Source organism: Nocardioides sp. Z35_8, from assembly GCF_059621125.1.
In genome coordinates, this window is sequence record NZ_JCAQIE010000001.1 from 589,134 (window position 1) to 609,535 (window position 20,402).

Sequence of the window (20,402 nt, forward strand, 5' to 3'; positions counted from 1 at the left end):
TCCTGACCTACCCGGGCGGGAATGTCATGGGATCCGCGAAGGACGCGCGTGCCACGATGCGGCGGTGACCCGTCAGCCGCGCACGATTCACGTCGCCCTCACCGACGGGGAGCGGGTGTGGGTGGACGACGACGGACGGCTGCCGAGCTTCGTCCACGATCCGGAGGCAGGCGGGCCAAGCCCGACGGCCACCGCCAGCCGATTGCTCACCGACGCCGTGCCCGTCGCGCCGGCGGTCGTCCTCGACGAGGTCAACCGCCTGCACGTCGTCCGCGCGCGCAGCGGCGCACCTGAGCGGGGGCACTGGACCGACCCGGACCACCTCGGCGAGGAGGTGCGCGTCCAGGTCGAGCGGGCGGTCCGTGAGCACTGGGGCACGCCGCCCGCACACCGGCCGGACTGGTATCGCCCCGGATGGTCCGACGAGGTCGAGGCCTGGATCGACGCCGCGCTGGTGGACACCGGCCGGTCGCGCACCGGCTCGCTCCAGACCCATCGCGTCTGGAGCATCTCGGCGGTCCACGTCGTCCCGACCGACCGAGGTCCCGTGTGGTTCAAGGCCAGCTGCGCGCACTTCGCGGCCGAGGCGGCCATCGTGGCGACGCTCGCCGCCCACCTCCCACACCTGGTCCCGGAGGTGGTCGCCATCGAGGACAGGAGGTGCTGGGTCGTGACCGAGCCGTTGCGGGGGGTCGACGACGACGGCGCGCCGACAAAGGCCGCCATGACGCTCGCGCCGCTGTGGGCCGCTGCCCAGATCGCATCGCTGGACTGGCTCGACGAGCTGCGCGGGGCGGGCGCTCCTCGCCGAGGCGCGGAGGAGACGCTGACGGCCTGGCGCGGCGCACTGGCGACCAACCGCGAGCTCGACGCGCTGACCACGGACGAGCGCGGCGCCCTCGTCGAGGCGGTCCCGCTCGTCGAGACGCGGGTGCGCGAGCTCTGGGCCTGCGGCTTCCCCGACACCCTCGCCCACGGCGACCTGCACTCGGGAAACGTCGCCTTCGACGGCTCGGGCGTGCGGGTCTTCGACTGGAGCGACGGCTGCATCACGCACCCCTTCCTCGACGGCACCCACCTCGCGCACTGGCTCACCGAGGCGGACGGGACCCACGCAGAGGACCGGGTGCGCACCGTCCTACTTCCGTGGCGCGACGCGTTCCCCGAGGCCGACTTCGACCGCGCGGTCGAGCTGGCACCCCTGGTCGACCTGGTCTTCCAGACCGTCACGTTCGACCGGCTGGGCGAGGGGATCGAGGCCGGCACCCACGACTTCGACGGCGCCGTGCTGATGCTGACGCGCAAGCTCCTCGAGTCGGTCACAACCGACGAGTAGCCGTGGGCAGACGACGACCCGACGCGTCGTACGACCACTAGGACACCCTCGTCCCCGCTGGGACACCCGTATCCGGGTGGTTGAGCGGGGACGTGACCGCTCGAGCCGGGGCGGACGCCCCGCACCCCGGCAAGCCCGGCGCGTCAGCCGAGCATCGGGACCCGAACCCCGCGCTCGTGGGCGACCTCGACGGCGCGGTCGTAGCCCGCGTCGACGTGGCGGATCACGCCCATGCCGGGGTCGTTGGTGAGCACCCGCTCGATCTTCTCGGCCGCGAGCGAGGTGCCGTCGGCGACCGTGACCTGGCCGGCATGGAGCGAGCGGCCGATGCCGACGCCGCCGCCGTGGTGGAAGGACACCCAGGTGGCGCCGGAGGCGGTGTTGACCAGCGCGTTGAGGATCGCCCAGTCGGCGATGGCGTCGGAGCCGTCGAGCATCGCCTCGGTCTCGCGGTAGGGCGAGGCCACCGACCCGCAGTCGAGGTGGTCGCGGCCGATGACGATCGGCGCCTTCAGCTCGCCGCTGGCGACCATCTCGTTGAAGCGCAGGCCGGCCTTCGCCCGGTCGCCGTAGCCCAGCCAGCAGATCCGCGCGGGCAGTCCCTGGAACTGCACGCGCTCGGCCGCCATGTCGAGCCACTTGTGCAGCCGGGCGTACTCCGGCTTCTCGTCGGCGGGGAAGAGCTCCTTGATCGCCCGGTCCGTGGCGTGGATGTCCGCGGGGTCGCCGGACAGCGCGGCCCAGCGGAACGGGCCCTTGCCCTCGCAGAACAGCGGCCGGATGTAGGCGGGCACGAAGCCGGGGAACGCGAAGGCCCGGTCGTAGCCGCCCTTGCGCGCCTCGTCGCGGATCGAGTTGCCGTAGTCGAAGACCTCGGCGCCCGCGTCCTGGAGCTCGACCATCGCCCGCACATGACGCGCCATCGACTCCTGGCTGCGCTTGGTGAACCCGCGCGGGTCGTCGGTGCGCTCGCGCTCCCAGTCGTCGTACGCCGTGCCGGACGGCAGGTAGTAGAGCGGGTCGTGCGCCGAGGTCTGGTCGGTGACGACGTCGATGCGGACCGAGCCGTCGAGGTGGCGCTCGAGCAGCTCGGGCAGCACGTCGGCGGCGTTGCCGAGCAGCCCGATCGACAGGGCGCGGCGATCGTCGCGGGCCTCCAGCGCCAGCTCGATCGCGTGGTCGAGGTCGCGCGCCTGGACGTCGAGGTAGCGGGTCTCGAGGCGTCGGTCGATCCGGTGCTGGTCGCACTCGACGCAGATGGCGACGCCGTCGTTCATGGTGACGGCGAGCGGCTGCGCGCCGCCCATCCCGCCGAGGCCGGCGGTGACCGTGATCGTCCCGGCGAGGGTGCCACCGAACCGCTTGTCCGCGATCGCGGCGAACGTCTCGAAGGTCCCTTGGAGGATCCCCTGGGTGCCGATGTAGATCCACGAGCCCGCGGTCATCTGGCCGTACATGGTCAGCCCGAGGTCCTCGAGGCGGCGGAACTCCTCCCAGTCGGCCCAGTCGCCGACGAGGTTGGAGTTGGCGATCAGCACGCGCGGCGCCCACGTGTGCGTACGCATCACGCCGACGGGCTTGCCCGACTGCACCAGCAGCGTCTCGTCGTCCTCGAGGTCGCGCAGGGTCGCGACGATGGCGTCGTACGCCTCCCAGCTGCGCGCGGCCTTGCCCGTGCCGCCGTAGACGACGAGGTCCTCGGGGCGCTCGGCGTTGTCGGGGTCGAGGTTGTTCATCAGCATCCGCAACGGCGCCTCGGTCTGCCACGACTTGGCGCTCAGCTCGGTGCCGGTGGCGGCGTGGATGGGCAGGCGGGGGTTCGTGCTCACGGGATGCTCCTGGGGACTGACGTGCGGGCATGGGCGGGACTACGGTCGGGCGCATGGCGGTCGAGCTGGTCCTCACGCGGTCCGACGGGGACCGTCGTCGTCACGACCTCGACGGCGTCGGGACGATCCGGCGCGGCGGCTGGTGGTCGCGCAGCTGCGAGCTGGTGCCCGTCGAGGGGCCCCCGCTGACCGCCGCCCCGCAGGGCCGGATGGGGAGGGCGGCCGTGGCGACCGACACCGCGGGGGTGACGGTCGGCCGGTTCGCGCAGAAGGGTTTGCTGACCCACGGAGGCGAGCTCGTATGGAGGGACCGCCCGCTGCGGGTGCGCTCCGAGGCGCTGGTCACCACCCGCTACTCGGTCTCCGACGGCGACACCGCCCTGCTCGAGGTGCGGGCCACCGGACGGGGGCGTACGCCGGCCCGGGTGTCGCTGCACCACGAGCGGGTCGACCCCGGGCTGGTGCTGTTCTCGCTGTGGCTGGTCCAGGACTTCATCGCCCAGGACTCCTCCGCCGGCTGACGACCGGACGGTCACGACAGGGCTCCCACCACGGTCTCCGCGGCGGCGAGCACCTCGCCCGACTGCACGAGGTCGACCGTCGCCTCGATCTCGGGCGAGAGGTGGCGATCAGGGCCGGGGCCGGCGATGCCGGCCTCGCGCAGGCGTCGTACGACGGCACCGGTGGCGGGCGACGGCTCGAGGGGCGCGCGGAGGTCGAGGGCGCGGGCCGCGGTGAGCACCTCCACGGCGACGACCCGCGACAGCCCGTCGACGGCGCGACGCAGCTTGCGGGCGGCGTTCCACCCCATCGAGACGTGGTCCTCCTGCATCGCGCTGGAGGGGATGGAGTCGACCGAGGCGGGGACCGCGAGCCGCTTGAGCTCGGAGACGATCGAGGCCTGGGTGTACTGCGCGATCATGTGGCCGCTGTCGACGCCCGGGTCGTCGGCCAGGAACGGTGGCAGCCCGTGGCTGCGCGCCCGGTCGAGGAACCGGTCGGTGCGGCGCTCGCTGATCGAGGCGACGTCGGCCGCGACGATCGCCAGGAAGTCGAGGACATAGCCGACGGGCGCGCCGTGGAAGTTGCCGTTGGACTCGACCCGGTCGCCGACCACCACCGGGTTGTCGATCGCGCTGGCGAGCTCGCGACCGGCGACGGTGGCGGCGTGCTCGACGGTGTCGCGGGCGGCGCCGTGCACCTGCGGCGAGCACCGCAGCGAGTACGCGTCCTGGACCCGGTTGCACTCCACCGTGTTGCCGGGCCCGGTGCGGTGGGAGGCCACGATCGCGGAGTCGGCCATCAGGGCGGTGAGGTTGGCCGCGGACAGCGCCTGACCCGGGTGCGGGCGGATCGCCTGGAGCTCGGGGGCGAAGACCCGGTCGGTGCCCAGCTGGGCCTCGACGCTCATCGCGGCGGCCACGTCGGCGGTGCGCAGCAGCATCCGCAGGTCGGTGATCGCCAGCACGAGCATGCCGAGCATGCCGTCGGTGCCGTTGATGAGGGCCAACCCCTCCTTGGCCCCGAGCTCGACCGGCTCGAGGCCGGCGGCGGCGAGCGCGTCGGCCGCCGGCAGCAGCGCGCCGGAGGCGTCGCGCACCTCGCCCTCCCCCATCAGCGCGAGCGCGCAGTGCGCCAGGGGCGCGAGGTCGCCCGAGCAACCCAGCGAGCCGTACTCGCGCACCACCGGGGTGATCCCGTGGGAGAGCAGGTCCGCCATGAGCTGCGCGGTCTCTCGGCGTACGCCGGTGCGTCCCGTCGCGAGCGTCGAGAGGCGCAGGAGCATGAGCGCGCGCACCACCTCGCGCTCCACCTCGGGGCCGGAGCCGGCGGCGTGCGAGCGCACGAGCGATCGCTGCAGCTGGGCGCGCATCCCGGTGGGGATGTGTCGGGTGGCCAGCGCGCCGAAGCCGGTGCTCACGCCGTAGGTCGGGGTCTCGGCGTCGGCCAGCGCCTCGACCACTCCGCGGGCGTGGTCGATCGCGGCCAGCGCGTCGTCGCCGAGCACGACGGGCGCACCGTCGCGGGCGACACTCACGAGCTGCTCGAACGAGACGGGACCGACCCCGACCTCGATGGGCTGGATGGTCTGCATGACGCCCATGCAACACGCGGAGCCGAGCCTGCGCCAGCACTCCGCGTACGTCTGATGTCTCGGATCCCAGACCGATTCGCCCACCCGAACGGGGGGAACCCGGCGCGCCGGCGTTGTGGCACGGTGGACGCCGTGGCGAGCCGCCCGGGCCGCCGGAGCAGGGAGGTCCCCCGATGGATACGACGACGTGGATCATCGTCCTGGTCGTGGTGCTGGTCGTCGCGGCGCTCGTCGCCTGGCTGGTCACCCAGCAGCGCACGAAGCAGCAGCACGCGCAGGCCGAACGACTGCGGTCCGAGGCCCGCGAGCACGCGACCGAGATCCCCGAGACGCAGGTGCGCGTCAAGGAGGCCGAGGCCGAGGCCGAGCGCGCGCGGCTCGAGGCCGAGCGCGCCCAGGCGAAGGCACGCGAGGCGCAGGTCGCCGCGACCCAGCAGCAGGCGGTGCACGAGGACCGGCTGCGCACCGCCGACGAGGTCGACCCCCACGTCGACACGCGCTCCGACGACTACACGCCCGGGACGACGACGCACGACGACGGCACCGCCACCCACGACACCGCCACGCACGACCCGGACACCGTGCTGGACACCGACGACCCCCGCCGCACCGACGGCACCACCGGCGGGACGCACTCCGCCTGAACCGATCGGCTGACGCCACGGGCGGGGTGCTGGACAACGCCGTGGGCACTGTCAGACTGAGGCCCCCCTGTTCCGTGAGAGGTGTCTCGTGACCACGCTCGTCGTCATCATCATCGTCCTCGTCGTGGTGCTCGCCGCCGCGGCCCTCGTCGTCCAGCGCAAGAACAAACAGGCCAACATCGCGCGGGCCGACAGTCTCCGTCAGCAGGCGGGGCGCCAGGCGCAGGCCACCATCGCGCCCGCCCAGGACCGCGCGGCCGCCGCCGAGGCGCAGGCCGACGAGGCGCGTGCCCGGGCCGACCAGGCCGAGGCGGAGGCGCACGAGGCCCGGCTGGCCGCCCAGCAGGCCGAGGCCCAGCACGAGTCGCAGGTGCGCGCCGCCGATCGGCTGGACCCGCGTGTCGACCACAGGTCCGACGACTACGCCCCGCAGGTCCCCGGCACGGTCGACCAGCAGCCCACCGCTCCGGCCGACGTCGACGCTGAGCCCACCGACCAGCCCGCCGACCAGCCCGCCGGCCAGGCTCCGCTGCTCCCGCGCCGCACCCCGGGCGCCCAGGAGATGCCGGGCAAGCCCATCGAGTCGGGCGACGGCGGCGGCTGGTTCACCAAGGGCTCCGACCGGTCCTGACCCCGCGGTGAGCCAGGTCCCTGCCGCGACGCGCGCCCTGCGGGTCCTGCGCTTCCTGGCCACCCAGGCCGACCCGGTCCCGCTCGACCGGATCGTGCGGTCGTGCGACCTGCCGCGCAGCACGGCCTACCACCTGCTCAACACGATGATCGACGAGGGCTTCGTCGTGCACCTGCCCGACGAGCACCGCTACGGCCTCGGCGTCGCCGCCTTCGAGGTGGGCAGCGGGTTCACCCGCCAGGAGCCGCTGGCCCGGCTGGCCCGGCGACCGCTCGCCGAGCTCGTCGACAACACCGGCCACGGCGCCCACCTGGCGGTGCTCCACGGCCGCGACGTGCTCTACGTCGTCGAGGAGCGCGCGCCGGGCCGGGCACCGCTGGTCACGGACGTCGGCGTGCGACTCCCCGCCCACCTGACCGCGTCGGGCCGGGCGGTGCTCGCGGCCCTGCCGGCCAGCCAGGTGCGCGCGCTCTACCCCGACCGGACGGCGTTCGTCGACCGGCACGGCAAGGGCCCCGCCTCCCTGAGTGCGCTGCGGGCGGTGCTGTCGGAGACCCGCCAGCGCGGGCATGCCACGGAGGACGGCGAGGTGACACCCGGCCTGGGAAGCGTCGCGGCGCCGGTGCTCGACCACAACGGACACCCCGTGGCCGGGGTGGCCGTGACCTTCCCCAGCGGCGCGGGCTCCGACGCTGAGATGATCGCTGCTGCGGTCACCGACACCGCCACCCGGCTGACCAGACGCGTCAGCGGTCGGGCCTCGACAAGCCCCTCGCCCAGCCCCTCCCCAGGCCCCTCGGCCGGTGCTAGCGTCGAATGATGCCGGCTCGCCTCCCCTCCCCGCGCCTGCTTCCCGCCCCGGTCATGGCGCTGCTGCTCGCCGTCGCCGCGCTCCCGCCGGCCTCCGCGGCCGAGGACGTCCTGCCGCCGCGGGTCACGGTCCACGACAGCCGGACCTCGAGCCCGTCCGTGGACATCGCGCGCGTCACGCTGCGCGGCGCCCCCTGGGAGAACCCCACCCAGTACGTGGAGGTCGAGGTGCCCGGCGGGTTCCGGCCCGGGCACCACCTCACGGTCTGGTTCGACGTCGACGGCGACGCCGAGCCGGAGGGTCGCCTCGACGCGCGGCTGAGGAAGCCCGGACCGAAGCGCCGCTCCGACCTCCGCGTCGACCAGCAGTTCCGGATCGGTGGCGGCTGGGACGACCCCGGCACCCGCGTGCACTGCCGCGACGACCAGGACTTCATGCCGGTCGGAAACGTGCGGCCCGGTGACGCCGTGCTCGTCGTCGGTCTCTCCTCCCTGTGGGACTGCCTCCAGCTCCCCTACCCGTCTGGCGATGACCACGGCGCCTGGCGGACGGCGGTGCGGGTGGCCAAGGACGGCCGGAGCGACACCGCGCCCAGCAGACGCGGATGGAGCCCACAGGTGCTGGGCTGGTGCGGGCGTCAACCCCGGTGTGGGTGAGCCGGTCGCGCAACCGCGCCACGGCCTACGGGTCGTCGTACACCGGAGGGCCGCCACACTGCCGCTCGACCTCAAGTTACCAACGGGTAGGATCAGTGTCACTCCGTAGCGCGCGGCTGTCGGCAGGTGCGGCGGCCTAGGCTGCGGACCTCTACGCCCTACCGAGGAGCACCCCTCCATGCAGATGTTCGCGATCGTCGTCTCGTTCGCACTGACCGCCGCCGCGGTCGCCATGCTGGTCCCGGCCGTACGCCGGATGCTCGGCGTGATCCGGGCGAGCCAGCCCGCGCCGGGCCGCAGCGACAACCCGGCCGGTCGCACCGCGACGATGCTCAAGGAGACGTTCCTCCACACGCGGATGCTCCAGTGGCACTGGGTCGGCATCATGCACTGGTTCGTCTACATGGGGTTCCTGCTGCTCAGCACCGCGGTGCTGGCGGCCTACTTCCAGCTCTTCAAGCCCGACTTCGCCTACCCCGTCATCGGCCACTGGTACCCCTTCGAGTGGCTGATGGAGCTCATCGGCGCGCTGAGCACGGTCGGCATCGTCTTCCTGATCGTCTACCGGCAGCGCCACCACCCCCGCAACGAGGGCCGCCGGAGCCGCTTCTTCGGCTCGACCTTCTGGCAGGCCTACTTCGTCGAGGCGCTCGCGCTGCTGGAGGGCTCGGCGATCCTCTTCGTCCGCGCCGCGGAGTGGCGCCTCGACGAGGAGGCCGGCCGCGCCCACTACCCGTTCTCGTCGTGGCTCGGCGACCTGCTCTACCCGAGCTCCGTCGACTCGCTCGAGAACCTCATCTACGTCATCGCGACGCTCAAGATCGCGCTGGCGATGGTCTGGCTGATGGTGATCGCCCGCAACATCACCATGGGCATCGCCTGGCACCGCTTCACGACCTGGTTCAACATCTGGTTCAAGCGCGAGGCCGACGGCAGCACGGCGCTCGGCGCCATGAAGCCGCTGACGTCCGACGGCAAGGCGATCACCCTCGACGACATCGACGACCTCGACGAGGACTCCACGCTGGGCGTGGGCTCGATCGACGACTTCTCGTGGAAGGGCATTCTCGACTTCACGACCTGCACCGAGTGCGGTCGCTGCCAGTCGCAGTGCCCCGCCTGGAACACCGAGAAGCCGCTGTCGCCCAAGCTGCTCATCACGAGCCTGCGCGACCACGCCTACGGCAAGCACGACGGTGAGGAGGCGCACGCCGAGCGCCAGCTCGTCGGGGTCGGCTCCAAGGGCGAGACCGCTGGCGCCGGCACCGACGTCCTCGACTACTTCTACAACCCCGCCGACGGCGACTTCGTCATCGACGAGGACGTGCTGTGGAGCTGCACGTCGTGCGGCGCGTGCGTCCAGCAGTGCCCCGTCGACATCGAGCACGTCGACCACATCATGGACATGCGGCGCTACCAGCTGCTCGTCGAGTCCAACTTCCCCGCCGAGCTCAACCAGCTGTTCAAGGGCCTGGAGAACAAGGGCAACCCGTGGAACATGTCCGCCACCGCGCGGATGGACTGGGCCAAGGGCCTCGACTTCGACGTGCCGGTCGTCGGTGAGGACCTGGAGTCCCTCGAGTCGGTCGACTGGCTGTTCTGGGTCGGCTGCGCCGGGGCGTACGAGGACCGCGCGAAGAAGACGACCCGCGCGGTCGCCGAGCTGCTCGACCTGGCCGGCATCTCCTTCGGCGTGCTCGGCAACGGCGAGACCTGCACCGGCGACCCCGCTCGGCGTGCCGGCAACGAGTTCGTCTTCCAGGGCCTCGCGCAGCAGAACGTCGAGACGTTCAAGGAGTACAAGGTCAAGAAGGTCGTCTCGACCTGCGCCCACTGCTTCAACACGCTCAAGAACGAGTACAAGGACTTCGGCATCGAGCTCGAGGTCGTCCACCACACCCAGCTGCTCAACCGCCTCGTGCGCGAGGGCAGGCTGACCCCCGTCAAGGACGGCGCGGGCGCCGCGAAGCGCTCGATCACCTACCACGACCCGTGCTACCTCGGTCGCCACAACCAGGTCTACTCGCCGCCGCGCGAGCTGCTCCAGGTGCTGCCCGGCGCGGAGTACGTCGAGATGGAGCGCCACTCCGAGAAGTCCTTCTGCTGCGGCGCCGGTGGCGCGCGCATGTGGATGGAGGAGAACCTCGGCGAGCGGATCAACCTCAACCGCACCAAGGAGGCCGTCGGCACCGGCGCCGACCAGATCGCCGTCGGCTGCCCGTTCTGCCGGGTCATGCTCTCCGACGGGCTCACGGCCCAGCAGGCGAACGGCGAGGCCCGCGAGGGGGTCGAGGTCCTCGATGTCGCGCAGATGCTGCTGGCCTCGGTCAAGGGCGAGCAGGCGACCAAGGCCGCCCCCGCGTCGTCCCCTGCCGCTGTCCCCGCGGCTGCCCCCGCCGCTGCCGCAGCCGGCGCGACGGCCTCCGACGTGGCCACCAAGGACGAGCCGGAGGCCGGCGACGTCACCCTCACCGACGACACCGTCGCCGAGACCGCCGACGTCGGCCCGGCCGCCAAGGCGTCCGGAGGCTCGTCGCTCTTCGACACCCCGGCCGACTCGGCGTCCGGCGGCTCGTCGCTCTTCGACACCCCGGCCGACTCGGCGTCCGGCGGCTCGTCGCTCTTCGACACCCCGGCCGACGCCTCGAAGCCGGCTCCGTCCACCGACCTCGGCGGCGGGTCGCTCTTCGACCTGGGCGCGCCCGGGGAGGAGCCGGCAGCCCCCGCCCCGGCTCCCGAGAAGGCGGCCGGGAGGGCAGCCGCGGCGCCGCCCGCCACCGTCCTCGGCGGCGGAGGCTCGCTGTTCGACATCGCGGCGCCCGAGCCCGCCGCGGAGTCCCCCGCGACCAGCGGTGGCGAGCCGACCGAGCCGGTCGAGCCGGTCGGGGCGCCGACCTCGAGCGGTACGGCGTCCACCCCGGCCACGGACACAGACCTGTCGGACCTCGGCTCGCTCTTCGACGTGGAGGCACCGGCGAGCGAGCCCGCCCCGGCAGCCATCGAGTCCGCTCCTGCGGAGGCGGTCGCGGACCCCGAGCCCGAGCCCGAGCAGGCAGCGGCCGCCGAGCCGGAGCCCGTCGGGTCACCCGCTCCGACCAGCGGCACGACGGCCGAGCCCGCCACCGACGTCGACCTGTCGAGCCTCGGCTCGCTCTTCGACGTCGAGGCACCGGCGTCCGCCCCACCGCCCGCGGCGAGCGAGCCCGAGCCGACGGCCCCCGCCGAGCCCGCGCCGAAGGCCGAGCCCGTCGAGGACGAGGCGCCGGCATCCGGGGCCGACGACGTACCGCCGACGCAGAAGCCCGCGTCCGACGACGCCGGCCCAGCACCACGCACCGACGTCGACATCAGCGGATCGAGCTCGCTCTTCGACCTCTGACCGCTTAGGCGGTGGACCCGGAGGGCGACTGGGGCGACGTGGAGAGCGACCCGGCACGTGCCGCGCCGCGCGGGAGCGCCGGGTGCGGGCGCGACCGTGGCAACGTGCTGACCGTCGCGGGCATCACACCAGTGGTCCACGACATCGACCACTGGAGGACATCATGCGTCGTACGACGCCGCTGACCGCCGCGGCCCTTCTGGTGCTCACCCTGCTCGGGCCGACCGGCGCCGCCGCGTCGGCCGCCGCCGAGACCTGCCGGGGCGAGGTTGCCACCCTCGTCGGGGCCGGGCAGCTCATCACCGGCACGGAGGGTCGCGACGTCATCGTCACCAACGGCGCGACACGCGTCGTGGCGGTGGGCGGCGACGACGTGATCTGCCTGACGGGCATGTCTCCGTCCGGGCACGCCACGATCGACGCGGGAGCCGGCGATGACCTCGTGGACGGCACGGCCTGGCGCGGCTCGGTCCAGGCCGAGCTCGGCGAGGGAGCGGACCGCTTCGAGGGAGGCGACGGGGAGAACGTCGTCGCTGCCGGCCCCGCTGACACCGCGCGCGACGTCATCATCGGTGGCGACGCACGGGACGTGGTGGACACCGGCGTGCCCGGCGAGCCCAACGCCGACGTCGTCGACCTGGGCGCCGGCGACGACGCACTCGACTATGCAGGCGTGATGGCTCCCGGTGGATCGATCGCCGGTGGCGACGGCGTGGACGAGCTCCTCCCCTCGACCTCGCGATCCGGGGCCACGACGATCGACAACGCTTCGGGGACCCTCGTGGTCGACCAGCAGGTCATCGCGACCTGGTCGGGTCTGGAGACGTTCTACACCGGGACGATCGGCGGCGCCCCCCTCCAGTTCGTCGGCACCGCGGCCGACGAGGCCCTCGTCGCGCGGGCGTCCGGCCCCGTCGACGCGAGCTTCGGCGCCGGGGACGACACCCTCGTGGCGGACGAGGCACCACGTGCCGGGAGCTCGATCGAGGGCGGTCGTGGCCACGACGGGTTCTACGTCACCACCGAGAGCGGCCTGCTGGACCTCGACCTGGCGCGCGGCAGGCTCGTCACGGGCGCCGAGGCGCGGCGCACGATCCCGGTCACCGACTTCGAGAACGCCTCGTTGTACGCCCACCGCGTCGTCCTCACCGGCACCCGGGACGGCAACAGCCTGACGTTCGGCGCGTGCGACGCCACCGTCCGCGGTCGGGGCGGAGCGGACACGGTCCAACCTGACAGTGAGTCCATGTTCGAGACCGTCTTCTGCCCTCGCTTCCCGAAGGCGCGGGTCGACGGCGGCCGCGGCGACGACGACCTCCGGGGCACGCGGGGCCGCGACGTGCTTCGCGGCGGCACGGGCAACGACCGGCTCGACGGACGGCAGGGCCCGGACCGACTCCACGGCGGCGCGGGACGCGACGAGCTGAGGGGCAGGTCCGGCGAGGACGAGCTCCGGGGCGAGAGCGGGCGCGATCGCGCCGACGGAGGGAGTGGGCGCGACTCCTGCCGCGCCGAGCGCGAGCGCCGCTGCGAACGCTGACGCCGTCACGCCGCCACATCGGGGCCGGGCGGGGCCGCGCGTGCGTGACCTGACGGATCTCGCGGCATCATGGCGTCACCGCGAAGCCGCGGTGACATCGCATACTCCTTGACATGACATCATCGTGATGTCATCGTGGTGCGCATGGACATCACCCCCTACGTCGACGGCCTGCGCCGCGACCTCGTCGCCGCGGCGGAGGCGGGCAGCGACGAGCTGCGGCAGGCGGCCGAGCGGTTGGCCTACGCGCTCGACCCGAGCGCGCGGCTCGCGCTGATGGAGGCCATCTCCCACGCCGCGGCGGAGATCACCGCCGAGCTCCCGGACGGCAGCGTCGACGTCCGGCTGGTGGGTCGCGAGCTCGACTTCGTCGTCGAGGTCGCCCCGCCCGCCGCCATCCCCGCACCGCCCCCGCCGCCCGCGCCGCCCGCGACGCCCGACGAGGACGACGGCGACCTGGCCCGGATCACCCTCCGCATCCCGGAGGCCGTCAAGGCACGCGCCGAGGAGAAGGCCGCAGCCGCCGGGCAGAGCCTCAACACCTGGATGGTCGGCCTCGTGCGCAGCGCGACCAACGAGCACGCCATCAACGTCGACATCGACCTGAGCAGCGTGCCCTTCGTGGGCTACGACCCGTTCGCGGGCCACCGCAAGCAGGGCAACCGCCGGATGACCGGCTGGCTCTGACCTGACGGGCCAGCGGCCCGTCCCACCTCGCACCCCCACCTCGCGACCAGCGGACCGGCACCGGCCGGCCCGGCGGACGACCACACCCTCTGGAGACCCGATGCGCAACCAGATCGACCTCACCTTCGACACCCCGGAGCCGATCGACCTCCACGTCGAGAACGCCCGCGGACTGGTCCGCGTGAGCGCCACCGCCACCGCCCGGACGACCGTGAGCATCATCGGCGAGCGGGCCGAGGAGTTCGACGTCCACCACGTCGAGGCCGGCGAGCGGAGTGCCATCTCGATCGTCCCTCCGCGCTCGAGCGGCGGCCTGTTCGGCCGCGACGCACGCGCGGAGATCGTCGTGGAGCTGCCCACCGCCAGCAGGCTGCGCGCCAAGGTCGGCAGCAGCGACCTCGTCGCCGAGGGGCGCTTGGACGACACGCGCGTCGACAGCGGCTCCGGCGACGTGTCCCTCGACGTGGTCGAGGGCGACGTCGTCGTCCAGTCCGGGTCGGGCGACCTGCACGCCGGGCACCTCCTCGGCGACGCGCACCTGCGCTCGGGGTCGGGCGACATCGTCGTACGCCGCGCGGAGTCGGCCCTCGTCGTCACCACCGGCAGCGGCGACGTGCGCGTCGACTCCGCCGACGGGCTCGCCGTCAAGACCGGCTCCGGGGACGCCCACGTCCAGTCGCTGGGCGGCGAGGCGGTCTTCACCACCGGTTCGGGCGACCTGGTCGTCGCCCAGGTGGCGTCGGGCCGCGTCACGGCCAAGACCGCCAGCGGCGACGTCCGCATCGGGGTCGACGACGGGACCCCCGTCTGGACCGACGTGCGGACCGCGAGCGGCCGGCTCACCTCGATGCTGCCGAGCACGGGCGAGCCCGCCCCCGACCAGCCCTACCTCGAGGTCCGTGCCACGACCGCGTCGGGCGACGTCACCCTGCACCCGAGCTGAGCCCCGCTGTCCCAGCCCCGACCAACGGAAAGGAGAAGGCCATGCACGACTCGTTCACCGACATCGAGCTGATCGCCCGCCACCGCATCGCGGAGCGCGTGCGCTACTCCCCCCGCGCGCCCCGCACCAACCGCCGCTGATCCACCGCTGCCCACCGCGGCGGGGCGTCACCTCAGGCCTTCATGGCCACGCCGCGGCGCCAGTAGCCCATGAAGGCCACCTGGCTGCGGTCGAAGCCGAGCTCCTTGACCAGGTGCCGGCGCAGCCCGGTGACGATCCTCGACTCGCCGGCGATCCACGCGTAGGTGCCGCCCACGCCGGTGATGCCTCCCGGCACCTCCTCGCCGGAGGAGGAGTAGTAGGGCGTCTCCCAGAGGTCGGGGTCGACCTCGTCGGGGGCGACCTCCACCTCGGCCCCGGGGATGCCGAGGTGGGCGACCACGGCGTCGTGCAGCCCGACCCCGAGCTCGCCGCCCTCGCGGGCCAGCCACACGACCTCGACGCCCGCGGGACCGCGAACGTCCTGCACGTCGTCCGCGCACGGCACCTCCATGAAGGCGGTGCCGCGGGCGTCGGCCGGCAGCTGCTCGAGCACGGTGCACACGGCCGGCACCGCGGTCTCGTCGGCCACGAGCAGCAGCTCGGCACCGGGGGCGGGGGTGAACTCGATCCCGCCGTAGGGGTAGCCGCGGCGCGGCGCGAGGATCACGATCCGGTCGCCGACGCTCGCGCGCGAGGCCCACAGCGAGCCGGGCCCGACGAGGTCGCCCTCGAGGTGGAGCACCATGTCGACGACGAACGTCGTCTGCGGGCCCGAGCCGCGCACGTCGCGGATCGTGTAGGTGCGCATGTGGCCGCGCTCGGAGGCGGGCCGCTCCAGCCACGTCGCCCACCAGCCCTCGTCGGCGCCCTCGGCCGAGGCGATGCCCCCGGTCTCCGGATCGGGGAGGATCAGCTTGATCCGCTGGTCCCAGCGCGGGCCGTCGACGCCGAAGTCGGCGAGGTCGGGGCCCCCGAGCTCGACCCGGACGAAGGTGGGCGAGAGCCGCTCGACGGCCACGACCTCGACCTCGGTGAAGAGCAGGGGCAGGACGGAGGCGGTCACGGTCATCGGGTCTCCCGGCTGGGGTGGACGTGCGGACTGGGCGAGCTGAGCGGGCTGGGCTGGGCGGGGTGGCTGAACTCGTCGGGGCAGGGCTGCCGGGGGCGGGGCTGGTGCCGGCCGACGGGCACGACGAGGGGCGTGTGCGACACCGGGTCGTCGATCACCCGGTTGTCGAGACCGAAGACGGAGCGAACGACCTCCTCGGTGACGACCTCGCGGGGCGCGCCCTCGGCGACGATCCGGCCGGTGTGCAGCGCGACCAGGTGGTCGGCGTAGCGGGCCGACAGGTTGAGGTCGTGGAGCACCATCACGATCGTGGTGCCGCGGCGGGCGTTGAGCTCGGCGAGGAGGTCGAGCATCTCCACCTGGTGGGCGACGTCGAGGTAGGTCGTGGGCTCGTCGAGCAGCAGCAGGTCAGTGCCCTGCGCGAGCGCCATCGCGATCCACACCCGCTGGCGCTGGCCGCCGGACAGCTCGTCGACGACCCGGTCGGCGAGGCCGAGGGTGTCGGTGAGGGTGAGCGCCTCGGCCACGGCCTCGTCGTCGGCGCTGGTCCAGCGTCCGAACGGCCCGTGGTGCGGGTGACGGCCGCGTCCGACCAGGTCGGCGACGGTGACGCCCTCGGGCGCGACGGGGTTCTGCGGCAGCAGCCCGAGCGTGCGGGCGACCTGCTTGGTCGGGAGCCGGTGGATGGCCTCGCCGTCGAGCAGCACCGACCCCGACCGGGGGCGGAGCAGCCGGGCGAGCCCGCGCAGCAGCGTCGACTTGCCGCACGCGTTGGCGCCGACGATGACGGTGATCCGGCCGTGCGGGACCTGCAGGTCGAGGTCGCGCACGACGGCGGTGTCGGTGTAGCCGAGCGTGAGGTCGCTCGCCTCCAGACGGACGTGCGGGGCAGCGGCGACGGTCATGCCGCCCTCCTTCCGGTGCGGCCGCGGGCGAGCAGCCAGAGCAGGAACGGCGCGCCGAAGGCGCCGGTCACGACGCCCACGGGCAGGTTGAGGTCGGGGAACGCGTAGGCGCCCGCGTAGTCGCCGACCAGGACGATCACCGCGCCGACCAGGCCGGCGGCGAGCAGCGTCGTACGCCCCCGGTTGAGGGCGCGGGCGATCGGGCCGGACAGGAACGCCACGAACGCGATCGGGCCGGCGGCCGCGACGCCGACGGCGACGAGCAGCACGCCGAGGAGCATCAGCAGGTCGGTGCGGCCACGGCCCACGCCGAGCCCGGCCGCCGTGTCCTCGCCGAGCTCGCTCGCGCGCAGCGACCTGGCCGCCCAGGCCGTCGCCGGCAGGAGCACGGCGAGGGCGATGGCGAGCAGGCCGATGGTCCGCCAGGCCACCCCGTTGACGCTGCCGGTCAGCCAGCGCAGCACCAGCTGCACGTCGTACTCGTCGACGCGGGTGAAGACGTATTGGATGACCGACTGCATGGCGGCGGCCATCCCGATGCCGGCCAGCACCAGCCGGAAGCCGCCGTGGTCGCCGGCGACGGCGCGCACGACGAGGGCGACGGCCAGGGCGCCCGAGATCGCGGCGGCGGACACCGGCCACCCCGACCAGCCGGCCAGCGCGATGACCGACACGGCCGCGGCGCTCGCCCCGAGGCTGATGCCGACGATGTCGGGGCTGGCGAGCGGGTTGCGGAGCGTGGTCTGGAAGATCGCGCCGCCCACGCCGAAGGCGGCGCCGACGAGCACCGCGAGCACCGCGCGCGGCAGCTTGGACTCCATCACGATGTAGGTCGCGCCGGGGATCTGCTCGCCCCCGAGGATGCGGACGAAGTCGGGGACCGTCACCGTGTAGTCACCCAGCAGCACCCGGGCGGCGAACGCACCGACCAGGACGACGACCAGGCCGCCCAGCAGGCGGCGGTGGTGGCGCACCGGGGCGCGGCGCGCGCGTCGTACGACGTCGGCGGCGTCGGGCGCTGCCTCCGCGGCGGTCTGGCTGCGGTCGAGGGTCACGGTCACAGGGCCCTCCCCGTGCGGCGGATGAGGGCGATGAAGACGGGCACGCCCACGACCGCGGCCATGATGCCGACCTGCACCTCCGACGGCGGCAGCACGACGCGACCGACGGTGTCGGCGACGACCACGAGGACGGCACCGCCGAGCATGGAGAACGGCAGCAGCCGGCGGTGGTCGGGGCCGACGAGGGCGCGCACGACGTGGGGCACGACGAGGCCGACGAACGCGATCGGTCCGGCGAGTGCGGTCGCGGTGCCGGCGAGCAGGACGATCGCGAGCGCGATGACGAGGCGGTCGCGCGTGGTGTGCCGACCGAGACCGCGGGCGAGGTCGTCGCCCAGCGCGAGGGTGTTGAGCAGGCGGGCGCCGGCGAGCGCGAGCAGCGCGCCGACGACCAGGAACGGCAGACCGGCCACCAGCACGTCGGTGCCGCGGCCGGCGACCGTGCCGACCTGCCAGAAGCGGAAGGACTCCATCGTCTTGCGGTCGGCCAGCAGCAGGCCGGTGGTCCAGCTGGCCAGGCCGGCGCTGAGCGCCGCGCCGGTGATGGCGAGCTTCATCGGGGTGGCGCCGTCGCGGCCCATCGAGGCGATGCCGTGGACCGCGGCCGCGGCGACGGCCGCGCCGACGAAGGCGAGCGGCAGGAACTGCCCCATCGCCGACGCACCGAAGGCCGTCATCCCGACGACCATCGCGAAGGTGGCGCCGGCGTTGACGCCGAGGATGCCCGGGTCGGCCAGCGGGTTGCGGGTCAGCCCCTGCATCAGCGCGCCCGCGAGGCCGAGGGCGGCGCCGACGGCGAGTGCCAGCAGCGTACGGTCCAGGCGCGCCTCGACGACCGCGTGCAGGGGGTGCGAGGTGTCCCACACCGCAGAGACGGGCACGGCCCGCGCCCCGACCAGCAGCGACAGCGCGCCGGCGCCGGCCAGCGCCACGACCGAGATCGCGACGCTGACCGGCAGCGCGGGACGTCGTCCACGGCCCGGGGGCCTGAGGACGTCCTCCCGCGTCGGGACGAGGGCGGTCATCCCTAGCCCTTCAGCGCCTCGACCACGTGGGGCAGGAAGTCGCTCACGATGACCGGGATGGAGAGGGGCGTGGGGTTGGTCGAGGCCATCGCGTTCTGCTTGTCGGACTCGGCGTACCAGTGGCCCTCCGCGATCGCGGGGATCTGGCCGAGCAGCTTGTCGTTCTCGATGGTCTCGATGGTCTCGGGCGAGTCGACCCAGGTGACGAACACGTCGGAGTCGAGGTCGGCGGCCTTCTCCGCCGACACGGTGCCGTAGAACTCGCCCGGCTTGATCGCGTCGGCGACGGCAGGCGCGTCGACCATCCCGAAGTCGCGCAGGATGGAGACCCGCGGGTCCTCCGGGGCGTACATGCCGACCGTGGACAGGTCGGTCGCCGCGAGGTAGCCGTAGATCAGCTCGGCACCCTGCAGCTCGGGGTTGTCCTCGGCGGCCTGCTCGATGGTGGCCTCGGTGTCGGCGGCGACCTCGTCGGCGAGCGCCGTACGGCCGAGGGCCTCGCCGACCATCTCGAGCGAGGTCTGCCAGTCGGTGGTCCAGGGCGCCTCGGGGTAGGCGACGACCGGAGCGATCTTGGAGAGCTTGGCGTACTCCGCCTCGGTGATGCCCGAGTTGGTCGCCAGGATCAGGTCGGGGGCGAGCTCGGCGATCTCGTCGACCGGCGCGCCGTCGGCGTCGTCGTAGCGCACCGGGGCCTCGGCGCCCGCCTCCTCGATGGCCGCGTCGAACCAGTCGGTGGAGCCGGCGTCGTTGCCGCCCCAGGTGATCTTGGTGGCGCCGACCGGGACGACACCCAGCGCGAGCGCGTGGTCGTGGTCGGTCCAGCCCAGCGTCGCGACCCGCGTCGGCTCCGACTCGATGGTCGTCTCCCCCAGCGCGTGCTCGATGGTCACCGGGAAGGCATCCGCGTCGACGCTCGTGGTCGACGTCGGCTTCGCGTCGGACGCGCTGTCGGTGGTGGAACCGGTGCTGCAGCCGGCGAGGGCTGCGGCCAGGACGGTGAACGCGGCCAGGGGCGCGGCGAGGGAACGCTTCATCAGGACTCCGTGTCTCAGTAAGGCAAGGCTAACTTAGGTCAGCCTAACCCCAGGCCCCCCGAATAAGACAAGGGAGGTGTGTCCTAATCCACGCCACGGACCGCGCGGTGAGGACGGTCGTCAGATCGAGGTGCGGTGGAAGCCCTGGAACGACCGGCTCGGCGTCGGGCCGCGCTGGCCCTGGTAGCGCGAGCCGTACTTCTCCGAGCCGTAGGGGTGCTCGCTCGGCGAGGAGAGCCGGAAGAAGCAGAACTGCCCGATCTTCATGCCCGGGTAGAGCTTGATCGGCAGCGTGGCGACGTTGGCGAGCTCGAGCGTCACGTGGCCCGAGAAGCCCGGGTCGACGAAGCCCGCCGTCGCGTGCGTGAGCAGGCCGAGCCGGCCCAGCGACGACTTGCCCTCGACCCTCGCGGCGATGTCGTGGGGGAGGGAGACCACCTCGTAGGTGGAGCCGAGCACGAACTCGCCCGGGTGCAGGATGAACGGCTCCTCGCCCTCCGGCTCGACCTCGCGGGTGAGCTCGGACTGGTCGGCCGCCGGGTCGATGTGGGGGTAGCGGTGGTTCTCGAAGACCCGGAAGAAGCGGTCGAGGCGCACGTCGACGCTCGACGGCTGCATCATCTGCGGGTCCCACGGCTCCAGGGCGATCCGGCCGGCGTCGATCTCAGCGGTGATGTCGCGATCGGAGAGCAGCACCCGGCCGACCCTAGGC

18 protein-coding genes are annotated in these 20,402 nt (G+C 73.4%); 10 read left to right on the forward strand and 8 right to left on the reverse strand.

The window, feature by feature from the left end; all coding sequences use genetic code 11:
* The first annotated feature begins 64 nt into the window (after positions 1–64).
* Entirely contained in the window at positions 65–1,336 is a 1,272-nt protein-coding gene (locus tag AC54T2_RS02830) for a phosphotransferase family protein (protein ID WP_496665468.1), read from the forward strand.
* Positions 1,337–1,479: 143 nt separating this feature from the next.
* On the opposite strand, the gene hutU is transcribed toward AC54T2_RS02830, so the two are convergent.
* A complete protein-coding gene (hutU, locus tag AC54T2_RS02835) occupies positions 1,480–3,165 on the reverse strand; it encodes a urocanate hydratase (protein ID WP_496665469.1) in 1,686 nt (561 codons plus the stop codon).
* A 53-nt stretch (positions 3,166–3,218) separates the two neighbouring features.
* Here hutU and AC54T2_RS02840 point away from each other — a divergent pair, with 53 nt between their 5' ends.
* Complete coding sequence (locus tag AC54T2_RS02840; protein ID WP_186339415.1) at positions 3,219–3,686, forward strand: hypothetical protein; 468 nt, start codon at positions 3,219–3,221, stop codon at positions 3,684–3,686.
* 11 nt (positions 3,687–3,697) lie between these two features.
* Here AC54T2_RS02840 and hutH read toward each other — a convergent pair whose 3' ends face one another.
* On the reverse strand, positions 3,698–5,260 hold the full coding sequence (gene hutH / locus AC54T2_RS02845; protein ID WP_496665470.1) for a histidine ammonia-lyase: 1,563 nt from the start codon (positions 5,258–5,260) through the stop codon (positions 3,698–3,700).
* Positions 5,261–5,433: 173 nt separating this feature from the next.
* Between hutH and AC54T2_RS02850 the strand changes: the two genes are divergently transcribed.
* The 8 genes from AC54T2_RS02850 to AC54T2_RS02885 all read left to right on the forward strand — a co-directional run bounded on the left by AC54T2_RS02850 (position 5,434) and on the right by AC54T2_RS02885 (position 14,551).
* Positions 5,434–5,904: a hypothetical protein gene (locus tag AC54T2_RS02850; protein ID WP_496665471.1), complete on the forward strand. Its 471-nt coding sequence runs from the start codon at positions 5,434–5,436 to the stop codon at positions 5,902–5,904.
* Between the two features lie 88 nt (positions 5,905–5,992).
* Positions 5,993–6,535, forward strand: a complete 543-nt coding sequence (locus AC54T2_RS02855) for a hypothetical protein (RefSeq protein ID WP_496665472.1) — start codon at positions 5,993–5,995, stop codon at positions 6,533–6,535.
* A gap of 7 nt (positions 6,536–6,542) precedes the next feature.
* Positions 6,543–7,355 (forward strand): IclR family transcriptional regulator, encoded by an 813-nt coding sequence (locus AC54T2_RS02860; RefSeq protein ID WP_186339419.1) that lies wholly within the window; start codon positions 6,543–6,545, stop codon positions 7,353–7,355.
* Positions 7,355–8,002 carry a hypothetical protein gene (locus AC54T2_RS02865; RefSeq protein ID WP_496665473.1) on the forward strand — a complete coding sequence of 216 codons (648 nt, stop codon included), beginning with the start codon at positions 7,355–7,357 and terminating at the stop codon, positions 8,000–8,002. Before AC54T2_RS02860 ends, AC54T2_RS02865 begins: the two co-directional genes overlap by 1 nt.
* 178 nt (positions 8,003–8,180) lie before the next feature.
* Positions 8,181–11,381 carry a heterodisulfide reductase-related iron-sulfur binding cluster gene (locus AC54T2_RS02870; RefSeq protein ID WP_186339421.1) on the forward strand — a complete coding sequence of 1,067 codons (3,201 nt, stop codon included), beginning with the start codon at positions 8,181–8,183 and terminating at the stop codon, positions 11,379–11,381.
* Positions 11,382–11,544: 163 nt separating this feature from the next.
* Positions 11,545–12,921 carry a calcium-binding protein gene (locus AC54T2_RS02875; protein WP_186339422.1) on the forward strand — a complete coding sequence of 459 codons (1,377 nt, stop codon included), beginning with the start codon at positions 11,545–11,547 and terminating at the stop codon, positions 12,919–12,921.
* A gap of 144 nt (positions 12,922–13,065) precedes the next feature.
* Positions 13,066–13,608, forward strand: coding sequence for a toxin-antitoxin system HicB family antitoxin (locus AC54T2_RS02880; RefSeq protein ID WP_186339423.1), 543 nt, complete (start codon positions 13,066–13,068; stop codon positions 13,606–13,608).
* A 100-nt stretch (positions 13,609–13,708) separates the two neighbouring features.
* Positions 13,709–14,551 carry a DUF4097 family beta strand repeat-containing protein gene (locus AC54T2_RS02885; protein ID WP_186339424.1) on the forward strand — a complete coding sequence of 281 codons (843 nt, stop codon included), beginning with the start codon at positions 13,709–13,711 and terminating at the stop codon, positions 14,549–14,551.
* A 172-nt stretch (positions 14,552–14,723) separates the two neighbouring features.
* Here AC54T2_RS02885 and AC54T2_RS02890 read toward each other — a convergent pair whose 3' ends face one another.
* From AC54T2_RS02890 to dcd, 6 genes are all read right to left on the reverse strand, one after another.
* A complete protein-coding gene (locus AC54T2_RS02890) occupies positions 14,724–15,662 on the reverse strand; it encodes a siderophore-interacting protein (RefSeq protein ID WP_186339425.1) in 939 nt (312 codons plus the stop codon).
* Entirely contained in the window at positions 15,659–16,567 is a 909-nt protein-coding gene (locus tag AC54T2_RS02895; RefSeq protein WP_186339426.1) for an ABC transporter ATP-binding protein, read from the reverse strand. The genes AC54T2_RS02890 and AC54T2_RS02895 overlap by 4 nt, the downstream gene beginning before the upstream one ends.
* On the reverse strand, positions 16,564–17,628 hold the full coding sequence (locus tag AC54T2_RS02900) for a FecCD family ABC transporter permease (RefSeq protein ID WP_496665474.1): 1,065 nt from the start codon (positions 17,626–17,628) through the stop codon (positions 16,564–16,566). The genes AC54T2_RS02895 and AC54T2_RS02900 overlap by 4 nt, the downstream gene beginning before the upstream one ends.
* Positions 17,625–18,653 (reverse strand): FecCD family ABC transporter permease, encoded by a 1,029-nt coding sequence (locus tag AC54T2_RS02905; protein WP_186339427.1) that lies wholly within the window; start codon positions 18,651–18,653, stop codon positions 17,625–17,627. The genes AC54T2_RS02900 and AC54T2_RS02905 overlap by 4 nt, the downstream gene beginning before the upstream one ends.
* Before the next feature lie 2 nt (positions 18,654–18,655).
* Positions 18,656–19,690, reverse strand: coding sequence for an iron-siderophore ABC transporter substrate-binding protein (locus AC54T2_RS02910; RefSeq protein ID WP_496665475.1), 1,035 nt, complete (start codon positions 19,688–19,690; stop codon positions 18,656–18,658).
* Between the two features lie 120 nt (positions 19,691–19,810).
* Positions 19,811–20,386 (reverse strand): dCTP deaminase, encoded by a 576-nt coding sequence (dcd, locus tag AC54T2_RS02915; protein WP_496665476.1) that lies wholly within the window; start codon positions 20,384–20,386, stop codon positions 19,811–19,813.
* Between the last annotated feature and the right edge of the window lie 16 nt (positions 20,387–20,402).